We start from the raw sequence: 16,051 nt of genomic DNA on the forward strand, positions 1-16,051 counted from the left end.
CCTTGCCAAGTCGCATAATCGGCGTATCCTGCGCATGCAAACAAAGGATGCTGCAGTGCAGAAAGCCACGGAGTTCCAGACACTGACGCTGATCACGCCGACCGCTGATATCTCGGTGGCGTGCCATGGCGGGCGTGCGAAATGTCTGCAGCGGATGATCCGGCTGGGCATGCCGGTGCCGCGCACTGTGGCGCTGTCCTTTGACGCTGTGCATGACATCGCAGCGGGGCAGGTGCCCGATACGGCGGCCATCCTGTCAGCCTTCGATGCGGGGCAACTGGTATCGGTGCGGCCCAGCTCTGAAGACCCCGATTGGGGCGGGCCGGGCGCGATTCTGAATATCGGCATGAATGATGACCGTCACCGGGCGCTGAGTGATACATTGGGTGCAGAGGTCGCGAACGCGCTGTATCTGCGCTTTATCAAGACCTTCGCGGTGCATGTCGCCCGGCTGGACCCTGATATGTTCGACGGGCGCGACAACAGCGAGGCTACCCTGCGCGACGCGCTGGCGGCCTATGAGGATGAAACCGACGAACCCTTTCCCCAGGATCCGGCCCGCCAGCTGGCCGAGGTTCTGCGATCCATGGCGCGCGCCTGGGAAGGCACGACCGCGCGCCTGCTGCGCCAGGCCAAGGGCGCGCCGGCCGATGCAGGGCTGGGGCTGGTGGTGCAGGAAATGGCGCTGGGCCTGGGGCCGGATGAAAGCGGGTCGGGCGTGATCCAGTTTGTCGATCCGGTGACGGGCCTGCGCCAGATCACCGGGCGCTATCAAAGCCAGGCCCAGGGGCGCGCTGCCCTGAACAACGGGGCCGGGGTTCTGTTCCTGACCTGTGATTCGCGCGGGGCGTCGTTGCAGGAGCGTTGCCCCGACCTGTTCGCCCAGCTGCTGCATTGGGGCGAGATCAGCCGCCAGCGCCTGCGCGAAGAGATGGAGATCGAATTCACCATCGAGGCGGGTGTTCTGAAGATACTGGATGCGGTGCGGGTGCGCCGGTCGTCGCGCGCGGCGCTGCGTATCGCGGTGGCCCTGGCCGAAGACTGGATCATCCCGCGCGAAGAGGCGTTGCAGCGGGTCGAGGCGCGCGCGCTGACCGAATTGCTGCACAGCCAGATCGACCCGACCGGCCCGCGCGACCTGATCGCGCGCGGCATCGCCGCCAGTCCCGGGGCAGCCACCGGGCGCATCGTGTTCAGCGCCGCCGCCGCGCAGGCCAGTGCGGCGCGGGGCGAGGCCTGCATTCTGGTGCGGCGCGAAACCGCGCCCGAGGATATTCGCGGCATGCATGCCGCCGTCGCCGTTCTGACCGAACGGGGCGGGATGAGCAGCCACGCCGCGGTGATCGCCCGTGGTCTGGGGCTGCCCTGCGTGGTTGGTGTATCGGACATGACGTTGCGCACACGCGACAAGATGCTGAAATGCGCCGATGGCCGCGTGTTCCGCGAAGGCGATGTCATAACCGTTGACGGCACCACCGGCACGGCGCTGGCCGGCGCGGTCAAGATGCTGCCGCCCGCGCTGGATGACACGTTCCGCACCTTCCTGAAATGGGCCGAAGACGTGTGCGATATCGGCATCCGCGCCAATGCCGATACCCCCGCCGATGCCCAGACCGCACGCGATTTCGGGGCCGATGGCATTGGCCTGTGCCGGACCGAGCATATGTTCTTTGACGAAGGCCGCCTGACCGTGATGCGCGAGATGATCTTTGCGAATTCCGCCGAAGATCGTCGCGCCGCACTGGATCAGCTGTTGCCGATGCAGCGGATGGATTTCATCAGCCTGTTCGAGATCATGAGCGGCCAGCCCGTCTGTATCAGGCTGTTCGATCCGCCGTTGCACGAGTTTCTGCCGCATGATCGCGAAGGGATGCGTGAACTGGCCGAGGCACTGGATCTGCCACTGTCCGATGTCACGCGCCGGGTCGAGGCGCTGTCGGAATTCAACCCGATGCTGGGGATGCGTGGCGTGCGTCTGGGGATCACCGTGCCTGAAATTTATGAAATGCAGGCCCGCGCCATATTTGAAGCCACGATCGAGGCCAGCCGCAGGGGTGATCCGGTCGTGCCGGAAATCATGATGCCGCTGGTTTCGGCCAAGCGCGAGGTCGAGCTGGTCAAAACCCGGATCGACGCGGTGGCGGCTGCCGTGCGTATCGAACGAGGCGTGGATTTCAACTATCGGCTTGGGGTCATGGTGGAAACACCGCGCGCGGCGTTGCGTGCGGGCGAAATTGCCCAACACGCGGCCTTTCTGTCTTTTGGCACGAATGACCTGACCCAGATGACCTATGGCCTGTCACGCGATGATGCCGGGAAGTTCATGGGATCCTATGTTCAGCAGGGCGTCTTCCCCGAAGACCCTTTCCATACGCTGGATGTCGACGGGGTAGGAGAGCTGTTGCTGATGGGCGCGGAACGTGGCCGCAAGGCGCGCGCCGATGTCGTTCTGTCGATCTGCGGTGAACATGGCGGCAACCCCGAATCTATTGCCTTTTGCCGCGCGGCGGGGTTTGATTACGTATCATGTTCGCCGTTTCGCGTACCTGTTGCGCGACTGGCCGCTGCGCAGCTCAGCCTAGAGGGGCAAGGGGCTTCGGTCGGAAGGCGTAAAGAATAACAAGGGGTTAGCGTCCGTTTGGGCCACATCCCCGGTGCGCATACAGGCAATCGGTCGCTCATCGGGCGCGACTGAACAGTCTGTTTTTTGTGCAGGGCTGGACGCATTTATCAGATTCGTTTATGCGTGCCCCGCTGCGGCCAGACTGGGTCGCGCTGCCATGGGGGCTCGACATGACACTTCGGATTTCCGGAGCATGTGCCGTTTTTGCGGCCATGCTATTGACCGGTGCCGCGCTGGCAGATGTAACCCTGTCCGGTTCAAACGACCCGACCACGATCATCGAGCCGAACCTGACGCGCCTTCTGAACACCGAGAAAGAGGCGCTTGGCTCGCTTGACGAACAGCGGCTTCAGCGCCTGGCAACGCCCGTATCCGCGGCCAAGGCAACCAGACCCCCTCCCGTAATCCAGTTCGATGCAGCCTGGCTTGCCCGGCTGCCCAAGGCCAAGGGCGGGGCCGACTGGGAATGCCTGTCAGAGGCCCTGTATTTCGAGGCGCGCGGCGAAAGCATCAAAGGCCAGTTCGCCGTTGCCGAAGTGATCCTGAACCGGGTCGCTTCACCAGATTACCCCGGTTCGGTGTGCAATGTCGTGCATCAGGGAACCGGGCGGCTGTTCCAATGCCAGTTCACTTATAACTGTGATGGGCGTAAGGAAATCATCGCCGAACCCGCTGCCTGGGACCGTGTCACCAAGATCGCGCGTATCATGCTTGACGGAGCAGGGGCACAGCGCCAATTGACCGATGGCGCAACGCATTACCACACCCGGGCAGTCAACCCGCGCTGGGCGCGCAGTTTCCTGAAAACCGCAACGATCGGCAGTCATTTCTTCTATCGTCGCCCGACGCGGGTCAGTGCGAACTGACAAGTCTGGCGGGGCTTTCGTTTTTGATCCTGAATGCTATGACCTGATAAGGGGCGCGCGCCTGTGCGCCCGGGGTTTTCTGTGTGATAAAGGACTGGTATGGGAAATTCCCTTTTTGGAACCGACGGGGTGCGCGGCCGCGCCAACAGCTATCCCATGACGGCCGAAATCGCGCTGCGCATCGGGGCTGCCGCAGGCCGGTATTTTCGTCGTGACGGATCGGCCGCGCATCGGGTGGTGATCGGCAAGGATACCCGCCTGTCGGGCTATATGTTCGAAAACGCGCTGACGGCCGGGTTTACCTCGACCGGGATGAATGTGTTTCTGCTGGGGCCGGTGCCCACGCCCGCCGTGGGACTGCTGACAACATCCATGCGCGCCGATGTCGGCGTGATGATATCGGCCAGTCACAACCCCCACCATGATAACGGCATCAAGTTCTTCGGCCCGGACGGGTTCAAGCTGTCGGACGAGGCCGAGGCCGAGATCGAAGCGCTGCTTGGCGGTGATATCGAGCCGGCCCAGGCCGAAAATATCGGACGAGCCAAACGGATCGACGATGGCCGGTTCCGCTATAATGAACGGATCAAGACTACGCTGCCCGCCGGGTTGCGGCTCGATGGGCTGAAGGTGCTGATCGACTGTGCCAATGGCGCGGCCTATCGCACCGCGCCCGAGGTTCTGTGGGAACTGGGCGCTGATGTCGTGCCGATGGGCGTGGCGCCGGACGGGTTCAACATCAACAAGGGCTGCGGGTCGACCGATACCGCCGCCGCCGCCGCCGCGGTCGTGGCGCAGGGCTGTGACGTGGGCATCTGCCTGGATGGCGATGCCGACCGGGTGATGATTATTGATGAGACCGGCAAGGTTGCCGATGGCGACCAGATCATGGCGCTGTTTGCCGAACGCATGGCCGCCGAAGACCGGCTGCGCGGCGGCGTGCTGGTGGCCACCGTGATGTCCAATCTGGGGCTGGAACGGTTTCTGGACGGGCGGGGCCTGCGGCTGGAACGCACGCCGGTCGGCGATCGCTATGTGGTCGAGGCGATGCGGCGCGGCGGCTGGAACCTGGGCGGCGAACAATCGGGCCATATCGTAATGACCGACTATGCCACGACCGGCGACGGGCTGTTGGCGGGGGTGCAGTTTCTGGCGGCGATGGCGGCGACGGGGCAGCGGGCATCGGCCTTGGTTCATAAATTCGATGCTGTGCCACAATTGTTGAAAAACGTAAGGTATCAGACTGGTCACACGCCCCTTGAGTCAAAGAATGTTCAAAAAGTGATTGCCGCGGCCGAGGTCGCATTGATGGGCAAGGGGCGGCTGCTGATCCGAAAATCGGGGACCGAGCCCTTGATCCGGGTGATGGCGGAATGCGAAGATGATGGATTGCTGTTGCAGGTCGTGGACACTGTCGTGGCCGCAGTGACCGCCGAGATCTGAAGCCGACACGCCCAAGGAAAAATGCCGGCGCGGATATCGCGCCGGCACTCGTTTGCGATCCGGTTGGCCGGATCAGTTCTTGGCCTTGTCCACCATCTTGCCGGCCGAAATCCACGGCATCATCCCACGCAGCTTTTCGCCGACCTGTTCGATCTGGTGTTCGTCGTTCAGGCGGCGCGTGGCCTTGAAGAAGGGCTGGCCGACCGCGTTTTCCTGCATGAAGTCACGCACGAACTTGCCGGTCTGGATGTCGGTCAGAACCGCTTTCATCCGGGCCTTGGTCTCATCATAGGGCAGGATGCGCGGGCCGCTGACATATTCACCATATTCGGCGGTGTTGCTGATCGAATAGTTCATGTTGGCGATGCCGCCTTCATAGATCAGATCGACGATCAGCTTCACCTCGTGCAGGCATTCGAAATAGGCCATCTCGGGCTCGTATCCGGCCTCGACCAGGGTTTCGAACCCCATGCGGATCAGTTCGACCAGACCGCCGCACAGCACCGCCTGTTCGCCGAACAGGTCGGTTTCGCATTCCTGACGGAAGTTGGTCTCGATGATGCCCGAACGCCCGCCGCCGATGGCCGAGCAATAGGACAGGCCCAGCTCCAGCGCCTTGCCCGATGCGTCGTTATGCACTGCCACCAGGCAGGGCACCCCGCCGCCCTTGGTATATTCGCCGCGCACGGTATGGCCGGGGCCTTTGGGGGCCATCATGATCACATCGACGCCGGGCTTGGGTTCGATCAGGCCGAAATGCACGTTCAACCCGTGGGCAAAGGCGATTGCGGCACCGTCGCGCAGGTTGTCATGCACGTATTTGCGATAGGTTTCTGCCTGCAATTCGTCGGGCATGGTGAACATGATCAGGTCGCACCAGGCGGCGGCCTCGGCGATGCCCATGACCTGCAGGCCCTCGCCCTTGGCCTTGGCCGCGCTGGGGCTGCCGTCGCGCAGGGCGACGACAAGATTTTTCGCGCCAGAATCGCGCAGGTTCAGCGCATGGGCATGGCCCTGGCTGCCATAGCCCAGAATGGCGACCTTCTTGTCCTTGATCAGGTTGATGTCGCAATCGCGGTCATAATAAACGCGCATGATATTTCCTTCCTGTGGGTTGTTCTGCGCGCACCTTAGGGAAATCAGTCGCTATTTGCTTTTCAAAATTTGATATCTTTGAACGAATGTGTAAAAACTAATTCGCCATATATATAGATTTGGAAATATTCATGCGGATCGACGATGCCGACCGGCGTTTGCTGCGCCATCTTCAGGCCGATCCCGAAATCGGGTCGGCCGAACTGGGGGAACGCGCCGGGCTGACGGCGGCCAGTTGCTGGCGGCGGCTGGAGCGGCTGCGACAGGCGGGCGTGTTGCAGGGACAGCGCGCGGTGATCGACTGGCGCGCGCTGGGTTATGCGGTCGAGGTGTCGCTGCGATTCACGCTAGATAAAACCGACCCGCGCGCCTTCGATAATTTTCTGAATTCCGCGCGGCAAGTCCCTGAAGTCATAGAGATTCAGACCTTTCTTGGCCGGGTCGATGTGCGACTGTCCGTGCTGGCCCGCGACATGGCGCATTATCAGGAGATCTATCGCAGTCGCATCCTGACACTGCCACATATCGCCGAGATCGAGGCCCTGATGCATCTGGCCGATATCAAGATGGACGAGGCACTGCCGCTGTGACCGAACTGGATGATATCGACCGCGCCTTGTTGCGTGCACTGGCCCAGGATGCGGGGCAAAGTGCCGGTGCGCTGGGGCGTGGTCTGGGCCTGTCGCAGCCGGCCACATGGCGGCGGATCAAACGGTTGCAGCAGGCCAGCATATTGGCTGGACGGCGGCTGATCCTTGACAAACAGGCGCTGGGATTTGGCGTGACGGTGTTTCTTGGGGTGAAGCTGGCCACCAAGGGCCGCGTCAGCCTTGAGGATTTTGAGCGCGCCGTCACCGCCATCCCCGAGGTGCAGACGGTGCAGCACGTGCTGGGGATGTATGATTACCGGTTGCGGGTGGTGGCGCGTGATCTGTCTGATTTCGAGCGTGTCCTGCGCCGCCGGATCATGACGCTGCCCGGAGTGGGCGATGTCGAAGCGAATGTGCTGCTGTCCGAAGAGAGACGCCCCGGGCCGCTGGGCTAGTGGCGGCATCGAACAATTGCCAGGCGCGCGCCTCGATCATGCTGAGCGCGCGCCGCGACAGGCCGCCCGGAAAGGCGGGGTATCGACGGTCGGGAAACAGGTCGCGCAATTCGCGTCGCGTCTTGCGATCCAGCGATTGCAAGGCCGGCTCGCTCGGGTGGGCTGTTTCCACGGGGCAGCCTTCGGCGAACAGCACCTGGTGGCCATCCATGAGAATATGAAAATATTCGATCTGCGCGCAGGCAGACAGCTGGATTTCGGCGCCGTCGATCAGATCGCCCGCAGCGACCATAAGTTGTGAGTCGCCGAAAAGCAGCTCTGCCATCGGGCCAGACAGCAAGATACGGTGGGATTGCGACACCAGCAGATCGCGCCGGTTGCACAGGGCACCCGCAGCAATACGCACGGGCGCGTCACGACCGGTTCCGTCCACGGTTTGCGATCTGATCCAGCGCACGGGTTTCAGCGACCCGTCCAGAACCCGAAGCAGATCGCCCTCACGCAATGATTCGACCGGGACAGGCCCGCCATCTGTTTCGATCAGGGTTCCGCGCGCGAAGCTGCCGGGAATAGCGGTGTCGCAATCGGTGTCGGCGGAAATGGCAGGCTGTGCCGTCGGTTGTATTGACGCATTGTGATCACCGGGGGTGCCTGGAAGTTTGACCGGCACACCATTTGGCACGGGCGTCAGATCGATGTCGGATGCCAGCAGCAGTTGCCCAAGCGCAGGCGCGCCGGGGTCACAGCAGCGCAGGCCACCAGCATCGACAAGCACGTAAGATTGCCCCAGCGCCGCGCTATCTGAACAGATGTTCACGGGCTGCTGCGGGTTGGCCAGACCATACTGGTACCGGGGACTGCCCCCCAAATAGTCAGCGGCATTTGCATAGACATTCAGGCCCGTGAAGACCGTCGCGGCGGTGATTTCCCCATGGGCGGTGACATTATCAGCCAGCAATTCGATGGTTTGACCGGGCAAGAAAAGAATGCGACCGGACCGAACGATTCGCGATGCGCGATGGGTGCGGTCGCGAGAAGATCCGCCAAGGAATGCAGGTTCCGCCAGAACATTGTTGCCGTTCAGTATAAAGGATGCCTCGGCCATTTAACCGCCCATTTCTGGTTGGCAGAACACATGTGGTGCCTGTCATTCAGCCCATCCTTCGCTGAAGATTGGGTTAAGCAGTTGATCAAAATGTGACTTTTTCACGCTTTTATCCTGATGTCCGCAGCCCTGCGCGCATCAGCGCATGCCGCACCGGGGGCAGCGAATACAGCGCGTTCAGTGCCCCGGCCCGCAAGTCACGCAAGCCCGGCGCCCCCATCATCGAGGCCCGGTTAAGCGCGTCGATCCCGGCCACGCGCGCGGCTGCATCCGGCCAGCGTTGCCGGTGGTATCTGTCCAGCATGGCGGGGGTTCCGATAGAGGCGGGGGCCTGGCGGGCCAATTCGACCAGCAAGGCGATATCGGCCAGGCTCATGTTCAGGCCCTGTGCCCCGATCGGGGGCACGACATGGGCCGCTTCGGCGATCAGGGCGCTGCGCTGGGCGCAAAAGCGGCTGGCGATCTGCGTGACAATGGGCCAGCTGCTGCGCGCGGTGGCCAGTGCAAGGGGCCCATAGACCCCGGCGGAACGCTCGTTCATTTCCTGCACGAACAGATCATCTGCAAGTGCTGCAAGGCGGGTGATTTCGGGGCCGCGATCCATCCATACCACCGCCGAACAGGGAAGGCCGTCGCGGTCGGGCAGCGGCACCAGCGTGAACGGTCCGCCCGTGCGGTGCACCTCGGTCGAGATATTGTCATGCGGGCGCGGGTGGGTCACGGCAAAGGCCAGCGCCTTTTGGCCATAGCGGATGATGCGCAGTTTTATTCCCAGCGCCTGGCGCATCGCGGACCCGCGCCCATCGGCGGCGACCAGCAGCCGTGCTGCAACCTGCGTTTTGTCCGACAGGGTAACCAGGGCCTCGCGCTCGCGCGTCAAAACGCCGACAGCCGCAAGGCCGGGCCGAAAGTCGACATTGGGCAATTCGTTCAGCCGTGCCACCATTTCACGGCGCAAAAGCCAGTTGGGCAGGTTCCACCCAAAGGGCAGGTCCGAGATTTCATCGGCGATGAAATCCCTGGTCAGGCGGGGTTCGGTCAGCGCTCCGCCGGCATCGACGATACGCATCACCCGCAACGCGGCGGCATGCGGGGCCAGCCGATCCCACAGGCCGGCATCGGCCAGCAGATCGCGGGCCGGCTGCAAAAAGGCCGTGGTGCGCAGGTCGGCGCCCTGGGCCGTGCCATCGGTGACGGGCGGCGCCGGATCGACGCAAAGCACCGAAAAGCCGGCCGTGCCAAAGGCCGCGGCCGCCGTCAGCCCGGCAACGCCACCCCCGGCAATCAGGATATCTGTGGTGATACGGTTCATGGCATGCCCCCTGAGATCAGGAATATAGTCTGAAACCGGCCTGTGCCAGTGATCAAAACGGCGCAGTCGCTATTGCGTCAACTGATGCAGAAAACCGAGCAGGTCATTGGTGTGGTGATGGATGTGATCGGCCGGTTGCGGGGCGGCGGCCACATGCACGGTGCGCATACCCATGGCGTGCGGCGCGATCAGATTGCGCGGATCGTCCTCGAACATCACCGAAAAGGCGGGGTTCAGCCCGTCGGTGGCGAAAATCGCCTCAAAGGCGGCGGGCTCTGGTTTTGGCCGATATCCGGCATGTTCAACGCCGTAAACCGCATCGAATAACCCCGTCAGACCCCGCGCGGCCAGCACTCGTTCGGCATAGGGTGCCGATCCGTTGGTGAACACGATGCGCCGGCCGGGCAGGTCGCGGATGCGTGCGGCAAGGTTCGGGTCGGGCTGCAATGCGGCCAGGTCGATGTCATGGACATGGGTCAGATAGGGCCCCGGATCCAGATCGTGCCGTTCCATCAGCCCGGCCAGCGTTGTGCCATAGTCGCGCCAATAGGCGTGGCGCAGTCGGTCGGCGGCTGGTTGATCCAGGCTCAGCGCCTGCATCACGAAGGCCGTCATGCGGGTTTCGATCTGGTCGAACAATCGCGCGGCCGGCGGATACAGCGTGTTGTCCAGGTCAAAGACCCAGGATTGGCGATCGGTGAAATGATGCTTGACCATGGCCCAGTGCTAGCGCGCGGCGCGGCGCGGGGCAATGACCTTTGCTTGCATCGGGCGGTGTGGGGCGGCTAGGGTGCGGGCCAAGGATCGGAGGCCGCATGAGCGAGATGAAACCCGTTACCAAGGATGCCTATGCGCTGATCCTGGATGCGATAGATGTCGGAATCTATCGCCCCGGCGACCGGCTGGTGGAAAGCGAACTGGCCGAACGGTTCGGCGTATCACGCACCCCCATCCGCGAGGCCCTGCAGCGGCTGGAAACCCAGTCGCTGTTGACGCGGGACGGGCGCAGCCTGATCGTGGCCTCGCTGAACCATAACCAGCTGGCCGAACTTTACGTGGTGCGCGGTGCCCTGGAAGGTCTGGCCGCGCGTCTGGCCGCCCGCCATGCCACCGATGAAGAGGTGCGCGTTCTGCGCGCGATGGTGCAGGAAGATCACGTATTGCTGGGCGATCCGCGCGCGCTGTCGCGTGCCAACCGGCGGTTTCACAAGCAGGTGCATCTGGCATCGCATAACCGGTTTCTGGTCCAGCAGCTTGATCTTGTTCACCGGTCCATGGCACTGCTGGCCACGACCTCGCTGGCGGCGGCTGGGCGCGGCGAAAAGGCGCTGGCCGAACATGCGGCGATCGTCGATGCGATTGCGGCCCATGATGGTGATGCCGCCGATCAGGCGCTGCGCAATCATATCTCGACCGCGTATGAGGCGCGTCTGCGGCTGGATGCCGCGGGATATGGGCGGGGCGTCTAGGGCGGCGGCAGCAGGTCGGTTTCCTCGCAATCGCCGGCAACCGCGTGCTGGGTCTTGTCCCAATAGAAGGGGCGCGCAACCAGCTCATACATCGCCTTGTACATCGCAAAGGCCGCCAGCGGATAATACAGGTGCATGGTGGGCACCCATCCCCACAGGGCTGTTTTTCCCGCCCGGGCCGCCCCTGCCGCCCCCACGCCCATGGTAATCGCCTCGGCGACAAGGAACAGGACGGCCATGGCATGAATCACAGGCCCGCCCAGCATATCGGTCAAGGGATGCGGCAGCCCCAGCGCCAGCGCCCAGAACGACCAGACCAGCGGCACCAGCAGCGCCTGCGACGCCGCACCCAGCAAGGTGATCTGCAGCCCCAGGAATTTCCACGGACCGATATCGCGCCACAATTGCCGTGGCTGACGCATATGCGAGGCCCATGTCATCGCGAACCCTTTCAGCCAGCGCGACCGCTGCTTGATCCAGGGCCAGGTCCGGCAATTGGCCTCTTCGTTGGTCACGGTGTCGATCAGTTCGGTCCGATAGCCGTGTCGCGCCAGACGCACGCCAAGATCGGCATCTTCGGTCACGTTATGGGCATCCCATCCGCCCATTTCTACCAGCGCCGCGCGGCGGATGAAGAAGGTGGTGCCCCCCAACGGCACCACCAGCCCCATGCGGGCAATGCCGGGCAAGACCACCCGAAACCAGCCCGAATATTCAATGGTGAACGCCCGAGACAGCCAGTTGCGCCCGGTATTATAGAAATCCAGCACCCCTTGCAGGCAGGCGACATCGGCACCGCGTTCATGAAACCGGCGCACGATACGGTGAATCTGGTCGGGGTCGGGGGCATCTTCGGCATCCCACACCCCGATGATCGACCCCCGGCAGAAATCCAGCGCGAAATTCAGGGCGCGCGGCTTGGTCTTCAGGCTGCCATTCGGCACGGTGATGACGCGCATCCAGAAGGGCAGGGTGGCGCGGGCCAGCATGTCGCGGGTGGTGGTGTCGTCCTCTTCCGTCACCAGACAAATGTCCAGCAGCTCGCGCGGGTAATCCAGACGTTCCAGCCGGGCGATCAGGCGCGGCACGACGTCCTCTTCGCGAAACAGCGGCACCATCACCGAAACTTCGGGCAGGCGGGCAATCAGGGGGCGCTGGGCTGGCGGGCCCGCATCGCGGCGGCGGCGCAATGCGTCCCAGGTGGCCGCGGCCCCGGCCAGTTTCAGCGCGCTGCCTGCGGTCATGCAGATCATCGCCCAGAGGGTCAGCGCCGCCAAAGTGCCGATGGGGGCCAGTGCCAGCGCGACCAGCAGAACCGTAAACCCTGTCAGGATCACCCGGCGCGGCCCGCCCCCATACCAATAGCGGCTTGCCTGGGCATCGGGCACGCGGGTTTCGGCCTTGCGCACCAGCCGCTGGCTGCGCAGCGCGATGATGGCCCGATGCAGCGCCCGTTCCTGGCACAGCGCCAGAACCGGTTCGCCGAAACTGGCGGGCAGTTCGCGGCACAGCGCGGCAAAGGCATCGGGGCGCGCGGTCGCGATAATGGTGGCCCCGCCCAGCCGGCGCAGGGGCAGGCTGGCGGTTTCCAGACAACGTTCGATCCCCATTTCGTCGATCAGGCGCGGGTCGGGCGGCACCAGGTCCAGATCGACGGGAAAGGCGTTATGCTGACGGGCCAGCGCGGAAACCAGCTGGGCTTCGCTGACCATGCCATGGGCCAGCAGGATATCGCCCAGGCGCAGGTCCTGACGTTGTTGTATGGCCAGGGCGCGCAGCAGGTCACCGGGGGCCAGCGCGCCGTCTTCGACCAGAATGTTGCCCAGGGCGCGCCGTGCGGGGCGGGTATGCCTTGGCTGCGATGATACAATCAGGTTCAGTTGCGCGTTGGCTGTCATAAGGCCCCCAGGTCAGACTGCTGATCTGACCATGGGACGGCTTGGTTAACAACGGGTTAACACGCGAGAGCCTTCGTCAGGCCCGCGCCGCCATCGCCGCCGAAAACCGCTTGAACAGGTAATAGCTGTCTTGCGGGCCGGGGCTGGCCTCGGGGTGATATTGCACCGAGAACACCGGGCGATCCGCCATCCGGATACCGCAGTTCGACCCATCAAACAGCGACACATGGGTTTCGATGACACCTGCGGGCAGGGTCTGGCTGTCCACGGTAAAGCCGTGGTTCATGCTGGTGATCTCGACCTTGCCGGTTTCCAGATCCTTGACCGGATGATTGGCGCCGTGATGGCCGTGGTTCATCTTGATGGTGCGCGCGCCCAGCGCCAGCGCCAGCATCTGATGGCCCAGGCAAATACCGAAAACCGGCAGGTCACGTTCCAGCACGCCCTGGATCATCGGCACCGCATATTGGCCCGTCGCCGCCGGATCGCCCGGACCATTCGACAGGAACACGCCATCGGGGTTCAGCGCCAGAACATCCTCGGCGGTGGCGCTGGCCGGCAGAACGGTCACCTCGCAGCCCGCGCTGGCCAGACAGCGCAGAATATTGCGCTTTGCACCGTAATCAATCGCCACGACCCGGTGGCCGGGCTCGGTGCGGCGCACATGGCCCTGCGGCCAGGCCCAGCGCATTTCATCCCAGCGATAGGATTGCGCACAGGTGACATCCTTGGCCAGATCCAGCCCTTCCAGCCCGGAAAAGGCACGCGCCTGCGCGACCAGTGCCGCGATATCGAAATTGCCTTCGGGGTCATGGGCCAGTGCGACATGCGGTGCGCCCTGCTGGCGGATGGCGCGGGTCAGGCGGCGGGTATCCAGCCCGCCGATACCGATGCGGCCCCGGCGCTGCATCCAGGTTGTCAGCGGTTCGGCCGCGCGCCAGTTGCTGGGGTCTGTGGGATCCCATTTCACCACCATGCCGGCGGCCACCGGATCGGCGGTTTCGTCATCATCGGGGTTCACGCCCACGTTGCCGACATGCGGGAAGGTGAAGGTCACCACCTGCCCAGCATAGGACGGGTCGGTCATGATTTCCTGATATCCGGTCATCGCGGTGTTGAAGCACAATTCGGCCTGCGTCTCGCCCGTGGCGCCAAAGCCGCGACCGTAGAACAGCGTGCCATCTGCCAGCGCAAGGCAGGCTGTGGGGCGGGGGGCGGTGGACTGGGGCATGGCATGTCTCCGGTGCGGAAGGGGTGCTGCCCATGGCAGGCGCGGCGCGGTCACCGGGTCTGTCTGTGCAGATCATGCCCTGACCGCCCGCGCAGCAGGGGCGCAAACTTGCGGAGGTTTACGGGCCACGCAAGTCAGGGTCAAGGGTTGCCGTGCCGCAAAGTCATCCGCGCTGCGTCAATCATAGATGGCAGTGCCGATGGGCCGGACGGTTGCCCCCGGGGGTAGGACATACTATGTGTCCCCTCTCTGACAACGCCGAGGAATAGGCAGTATGGATATGCGCGACCGGGTCAATACGGCCCTCAAACAGGCCATGAAGGACAAGGCGGTGGACCGTCTGTCCACGCTGCGACTGATCAACGCCGCCATCAAGGACCGCGACATCGCCGCGCGCGGTGATGCGGATTCCGAAGGCGTGGGCGATGCCGAAGTTCTGGCGATTCTGGGCAAGATGTCCAAGCAGCGCATGGAAAGCGTGCGCGCCTATGAAGAGGGTGGCCGTGTCGATCTGGCTGAACGTGAGCGGGCTGAAATCGCGGTGATCGAGGAATTCCTGCCCCGCCAATTGACCGCCGCCGAGATTGACGCCGCCGTGAGCGAGGCGATCTCTTCCACGGGTGCCACGACGATCCGTGACATGGGCAAGGTCATGGGCGAGTTGAAGGCGAAATACACCGGGCAGATGGATTTCGGCACGGTCGGCCCGATGATCAAGACGCGGCTGAGTTAAGACAGCTTAACGTCCGGCCTGATGAACCTCAGGCCGGAGCCTCGGACTTGGTGATCCGCAATGCCTCGGACAGGTCATTGAACAGGTCCTTGCGCTCATCCTCAGACAGGAACGATCCGATTTCCACCGTCCGGCCATTCCCGCTCAGCGTGACATAAAACGGCACTGGCCCGCCCTTGGGATGCAGTTCCGTCCGCGCCCAGAAGCTGTTGCAATCCCATTCCTGTCGGTCTCCCTTGGGGTTGGTCCGGGTCAGGTGGATCGTGTTGCGGTCCAGCGTCAGCTCCTCAAGGATATTGCCGTCGCGATAGCTGCGCTCTAACCCCCACCAGACCGCCGCGACCGCTGCTATCAGAAAGGGCAGCAATCCCCAGAGCACAGCCGTGCCCAGCACCGCGAAGAGCGGCAGCGAGATCATCATAACAGTAATCAGAATGAACACCGCCATACCCCGCCGGGGCAGGGAACGGTGCGGCCAAAGCCGCAGGGCGCGGGTCCGGGTGTCGGGGGTGGTCCATGTATAGGGCATGTGTTTGGGAAAGCCGTCGTTTCAACTTATACCCCAACTTAACCCTGATGCCGCCTGAGTAAACCCCGCCAAACCTGCGTGCAGCTGTCGCAGCATTGACCTAGAGCCTGTCGCGTTCATTCGCATTCACGCGAGGCTCTAGCTATTTGTTTGCGCATGTTTTTTACGCAAAACCGGTTCCCACTTTTGCGCAACATGCTCTGTCCCGCCGATGAGATCAGCCCATGAAAAAGGGCCCCCGAAGGAGCCCTTTTCCGTATCTGTCATTTGGCTTGCCTTAGTGGGCGTGGCCACGGTCCCAGTCTTCGCGCTTGGGCAGCTGCTCGAACGTATGCTCGGGCGGCGGGCAGGGCAGGGTCCATTCCAGCGTATCGGCATATTCGTTCCAGTAGTTGTTCTGGGTCACTTTCGCGCCCCGGAACAGCGAGTAGAACATGATCCCGAAGAAGAAGATGAACGACGCGAAAGAGATGAAGGCACCGATCGACGACCAGTAGTTCCAGAGGGCGAACGCCTCGGGGTAGTCGATGTAGCGGCGGGGCATCCCCTGACGGCCCAGGAAGTGCTGCGGGAAGAAGGTCAGGTTGGAGCCGAGGAACATCATCCAGAAGTGCAGCTTGCCGGCCCATTCGGGATAGTGCCGGCCCGTCATCTTGCCGAAGTAGAAGTAGATCCCGGCGAAGATGGCGAAGACGGCCCCCA

15 protein-coding genes are annotated in these 16,051 nt (G+C 63.3%); 7 read left to right on the forward strand and 8 right to left on the reverse strand.

Going from position 1 to position 16,051, the window contains the following annotated elements; all coding sequences use genetic code 11:
* Nucleotides 1-34: 34 nt before the first annotated feature.
* From ACTCHC_RS08305 to glmM, 3 genes are all read left to right on the forward strand, one after another.
* Nucleotides 35-2,620, forward strand: coding sequence for a putative PEP-binding protein (locus ACTCHC_RS08305; RefSeq protein ID WP_463022014.1), 2,586 nt, complete (start codon nucleotides 35-37; stop codon nucleotides 2,618-2,620).
* Nucleotides 2,621-2,793: 173 nt separating this feature from the next.
* Nucleotides 2,794-3,489, forward strand: a complete 696-nt coding sequence (locus ACTCHC_RS08310; protein WP_463022015.1) for a cell wall hydrolase — start codon at nucleotides 2,794-2,796, stop codon at nucleotides 3,487-3,489.
* Between the two features lie 99 nt (nucleotides 3,490-3,588).
* Nucleotides 3,589-4,932 (forward strand): phosphoglucosamine mutase, encoded by a 1,344-nt coding sequence (glmM, locus tag ACTCHC_RS08315; protein ID WP_463022016.1) that lies wholly within the window; start codon nucleotides 3,589-3,591, stop codon nucleotides 4,930-4,932.
* Nucleotides 4,933-5,004: 72 nt separating this feature from the next.
* Here glmM and ilvC read toward each other — a convergent pair whose 3' ends face one another.
* Nucleotides 5,005-6,027, reverse strand: a complete 1,023-nt coding sequence (ilvC, locus tag ACTCHC_RS08320) for a ketol-acid reductoisomerase (RefSeq protein ID WP_463022017.1) — start codon at nucleotides 6,025-6,027, stop codon at nucleotides 5,005-5,007.
* A gap of 131 nt (nucleotides 6,028-6,158) precedes the next feature.
* Between ilvC and ACTCHC_RS08325 the strand changes: the two genes are divergently transcribed.
* Both ACTCHC_RS08325 and ACTCHC_RS08330 read left to right on the forward strand, forming a co-directional pair.
* On the forward strand, nucleotides 6,159-6,617 hold the full coding sequence (locus ACTCHC_RS08325) for an Lrp/AsnC family transcriptional regulator (protein ID WP_463022018.1): 459 nt from the start codon (nucleotides 6,159-6,161) through the stop codon (nucleotides 6,615-6,617).
* Nucleotides 6,614-7,072: an Lrp/AsnC family transcriptional regulator gene (locus tag ACTCHC_RS08330; protein WP_463022019.1), complete on the forward strand. Its 459-nt coding sequence runs from the start codon at nucleotides 6,614-6,616 to the stop codon at nucleotides 7,070-7,072. The genes ACTCHC_RS08325 and ACTCHC_RS08330 overlap by 4 nt, the downstream gene beginning before the upstream one ends.
* On the opposite strand, the gene ACTCHC_RS08335 is transcribed toward ACTCHC_RS08330, so the two are convergent.
* From ACTCHC_RS08335 to ACTCHC_RS08345, 3 genes are all read right to left on the reverse strand, one after another.
* Nucleotides 6,993-8,051, reverse strand: coding sequence for a Hint domain-containing protein (locus ACTCHC_RS08335; protein WP_463022020.1), 1,059 nt, complete (start codon nucleotides 8,049-8,051; stop codon nucleotides 6,993-6,995). The two genes, ACTCHC_RS08330 and ACTCHC_RS08335, sit on opposite strands and share 80 nt — an antisense overlap.
* A 235-nt stretch (nucleotides 8,052-8,286) precedes the next feature.
* Nucleotides 8,287-9,489 (reverse strand): UbiH/UbiF family hydroxylase, encoded by a 1,203-nt coding sequence (locus ACTCHC_RS08340; RefSeq protein ID WP_463022021.1) that lies wholly within the window; start codon nucleotides 9,487-9,489, stop codon nucleotides 8,287-8,289.
* Between the two features lie 69 nt (nucleotides 9,490-9,558).
* Nucleotides 9,559-10,206 carry a pyrimidine 5'-nucleotidase gene (locus ACTCHC_RS08345; protein WP_463022022.1) on the reverse strand — a complete coding sequence of 216 codons (648 nt, stop codon included), beginning with the start codon at nucleotides 10,204-10,206 and terminating at the stop codon, nucleotides 9,559-9,561.
* Between the two features lie 98 nt (nucleotides 10,207-10,304).
* On the opposite strand from ACTCHC_RS08345, the gene ACTCHC_RS08350 reads away from it, so the two are divergent.
* The gene (locus ACTCHC_RS08350) at nucleotides 10,305-10,958 is read left to right on the forward strand and encodes a GntR family transcriptional regulator (protein WP_463022023.1); all 654 of its coding nucleotides are present in this window, start codon (nucleotides 10,305-10,307) and stop codon (nucleotides 10,956-10,958) included.
* Here the strand turns inward: ACTCHC_RS08350 and ACTCHC_RS08355 are convergent.
* Together ACTCHC_RS08355 and carA are read right to left on the reverse strand one after the other, a co-directional pair.
* The gene (locus ACTCHC_RS08355) at nucleotides 10,955-12,856 is read right to left on the reverse strand and encodes a glycosyltransferase (protein ID WP_463022024.1); all 1,902 of its coding nucleotides are present in this window, start codon (nucleotides 12,854-12,856) and stop codon (nucleotides 10,955-10,957) included. The genes ACTCHC_RS08350 and ACTCHC_RS08355 overlap by 4 nt on opposite strands.
* Before the next feature lie 76 nt (nucleotides 12,857-12,932).
* Entirely contained in the window at nucleotides 12,933-14,087 is a 1,155-nt protein-coding gene (carA, locus tag ACTCHC_RS08360; protein ID WP_463022025.1) for a glutamine-hydrolyzing carbamoyl-phosphate synthase small subunit, read from the reverse strand.
* Nucleotides 14,088-14,361: 274 nt separating this feature from the next.
* Between carA and ACTCHC_RS08365 the strand changes: the two genes are divergently transcribed.
* On the forward strand, nucleotides 14,362-14,820 hold the full coding sequence (locus ACTCHC_RS08365) for a GatB/YqeY domain-containing protein (protein ID WP_463022026.1): 459 nt from the start codon (nucleotides 14,362-14,364) through the stop codon (nucleotides 14,818-14,820).
* Between the two features lie 28 nt (nucleotides 14,821-14,848).
* Here ACTCHC_RS08365 and ACTCHC_RS08370 read toward each other — a convergent pair whose 3' ends face one another.
* Entirely contained in the window at nucleotides 14,849-15,349 is a 501-nt protein-coding gene (locus tag ACTCHC_RS08370) for a DUF2244 domain-containing protein (protein ID WP_463022027.1), read from the reverse strand.
* A gap of 277 nt (nucleotides 15,350-15,626) precedes the next feature.
* Nucleotides 15,627-16,051 (reverse strand): cbb3-type cytochrome c oxidase subunit I (locus ACTCHC_RS08375; RefSeq protein WP_463022028.1); only part of this gene is annotated, 425 nt, incomplete at its 5' end.

The sequence above is a fragment of the Actibacterium sp. genome (assembly GCF_055134745.1).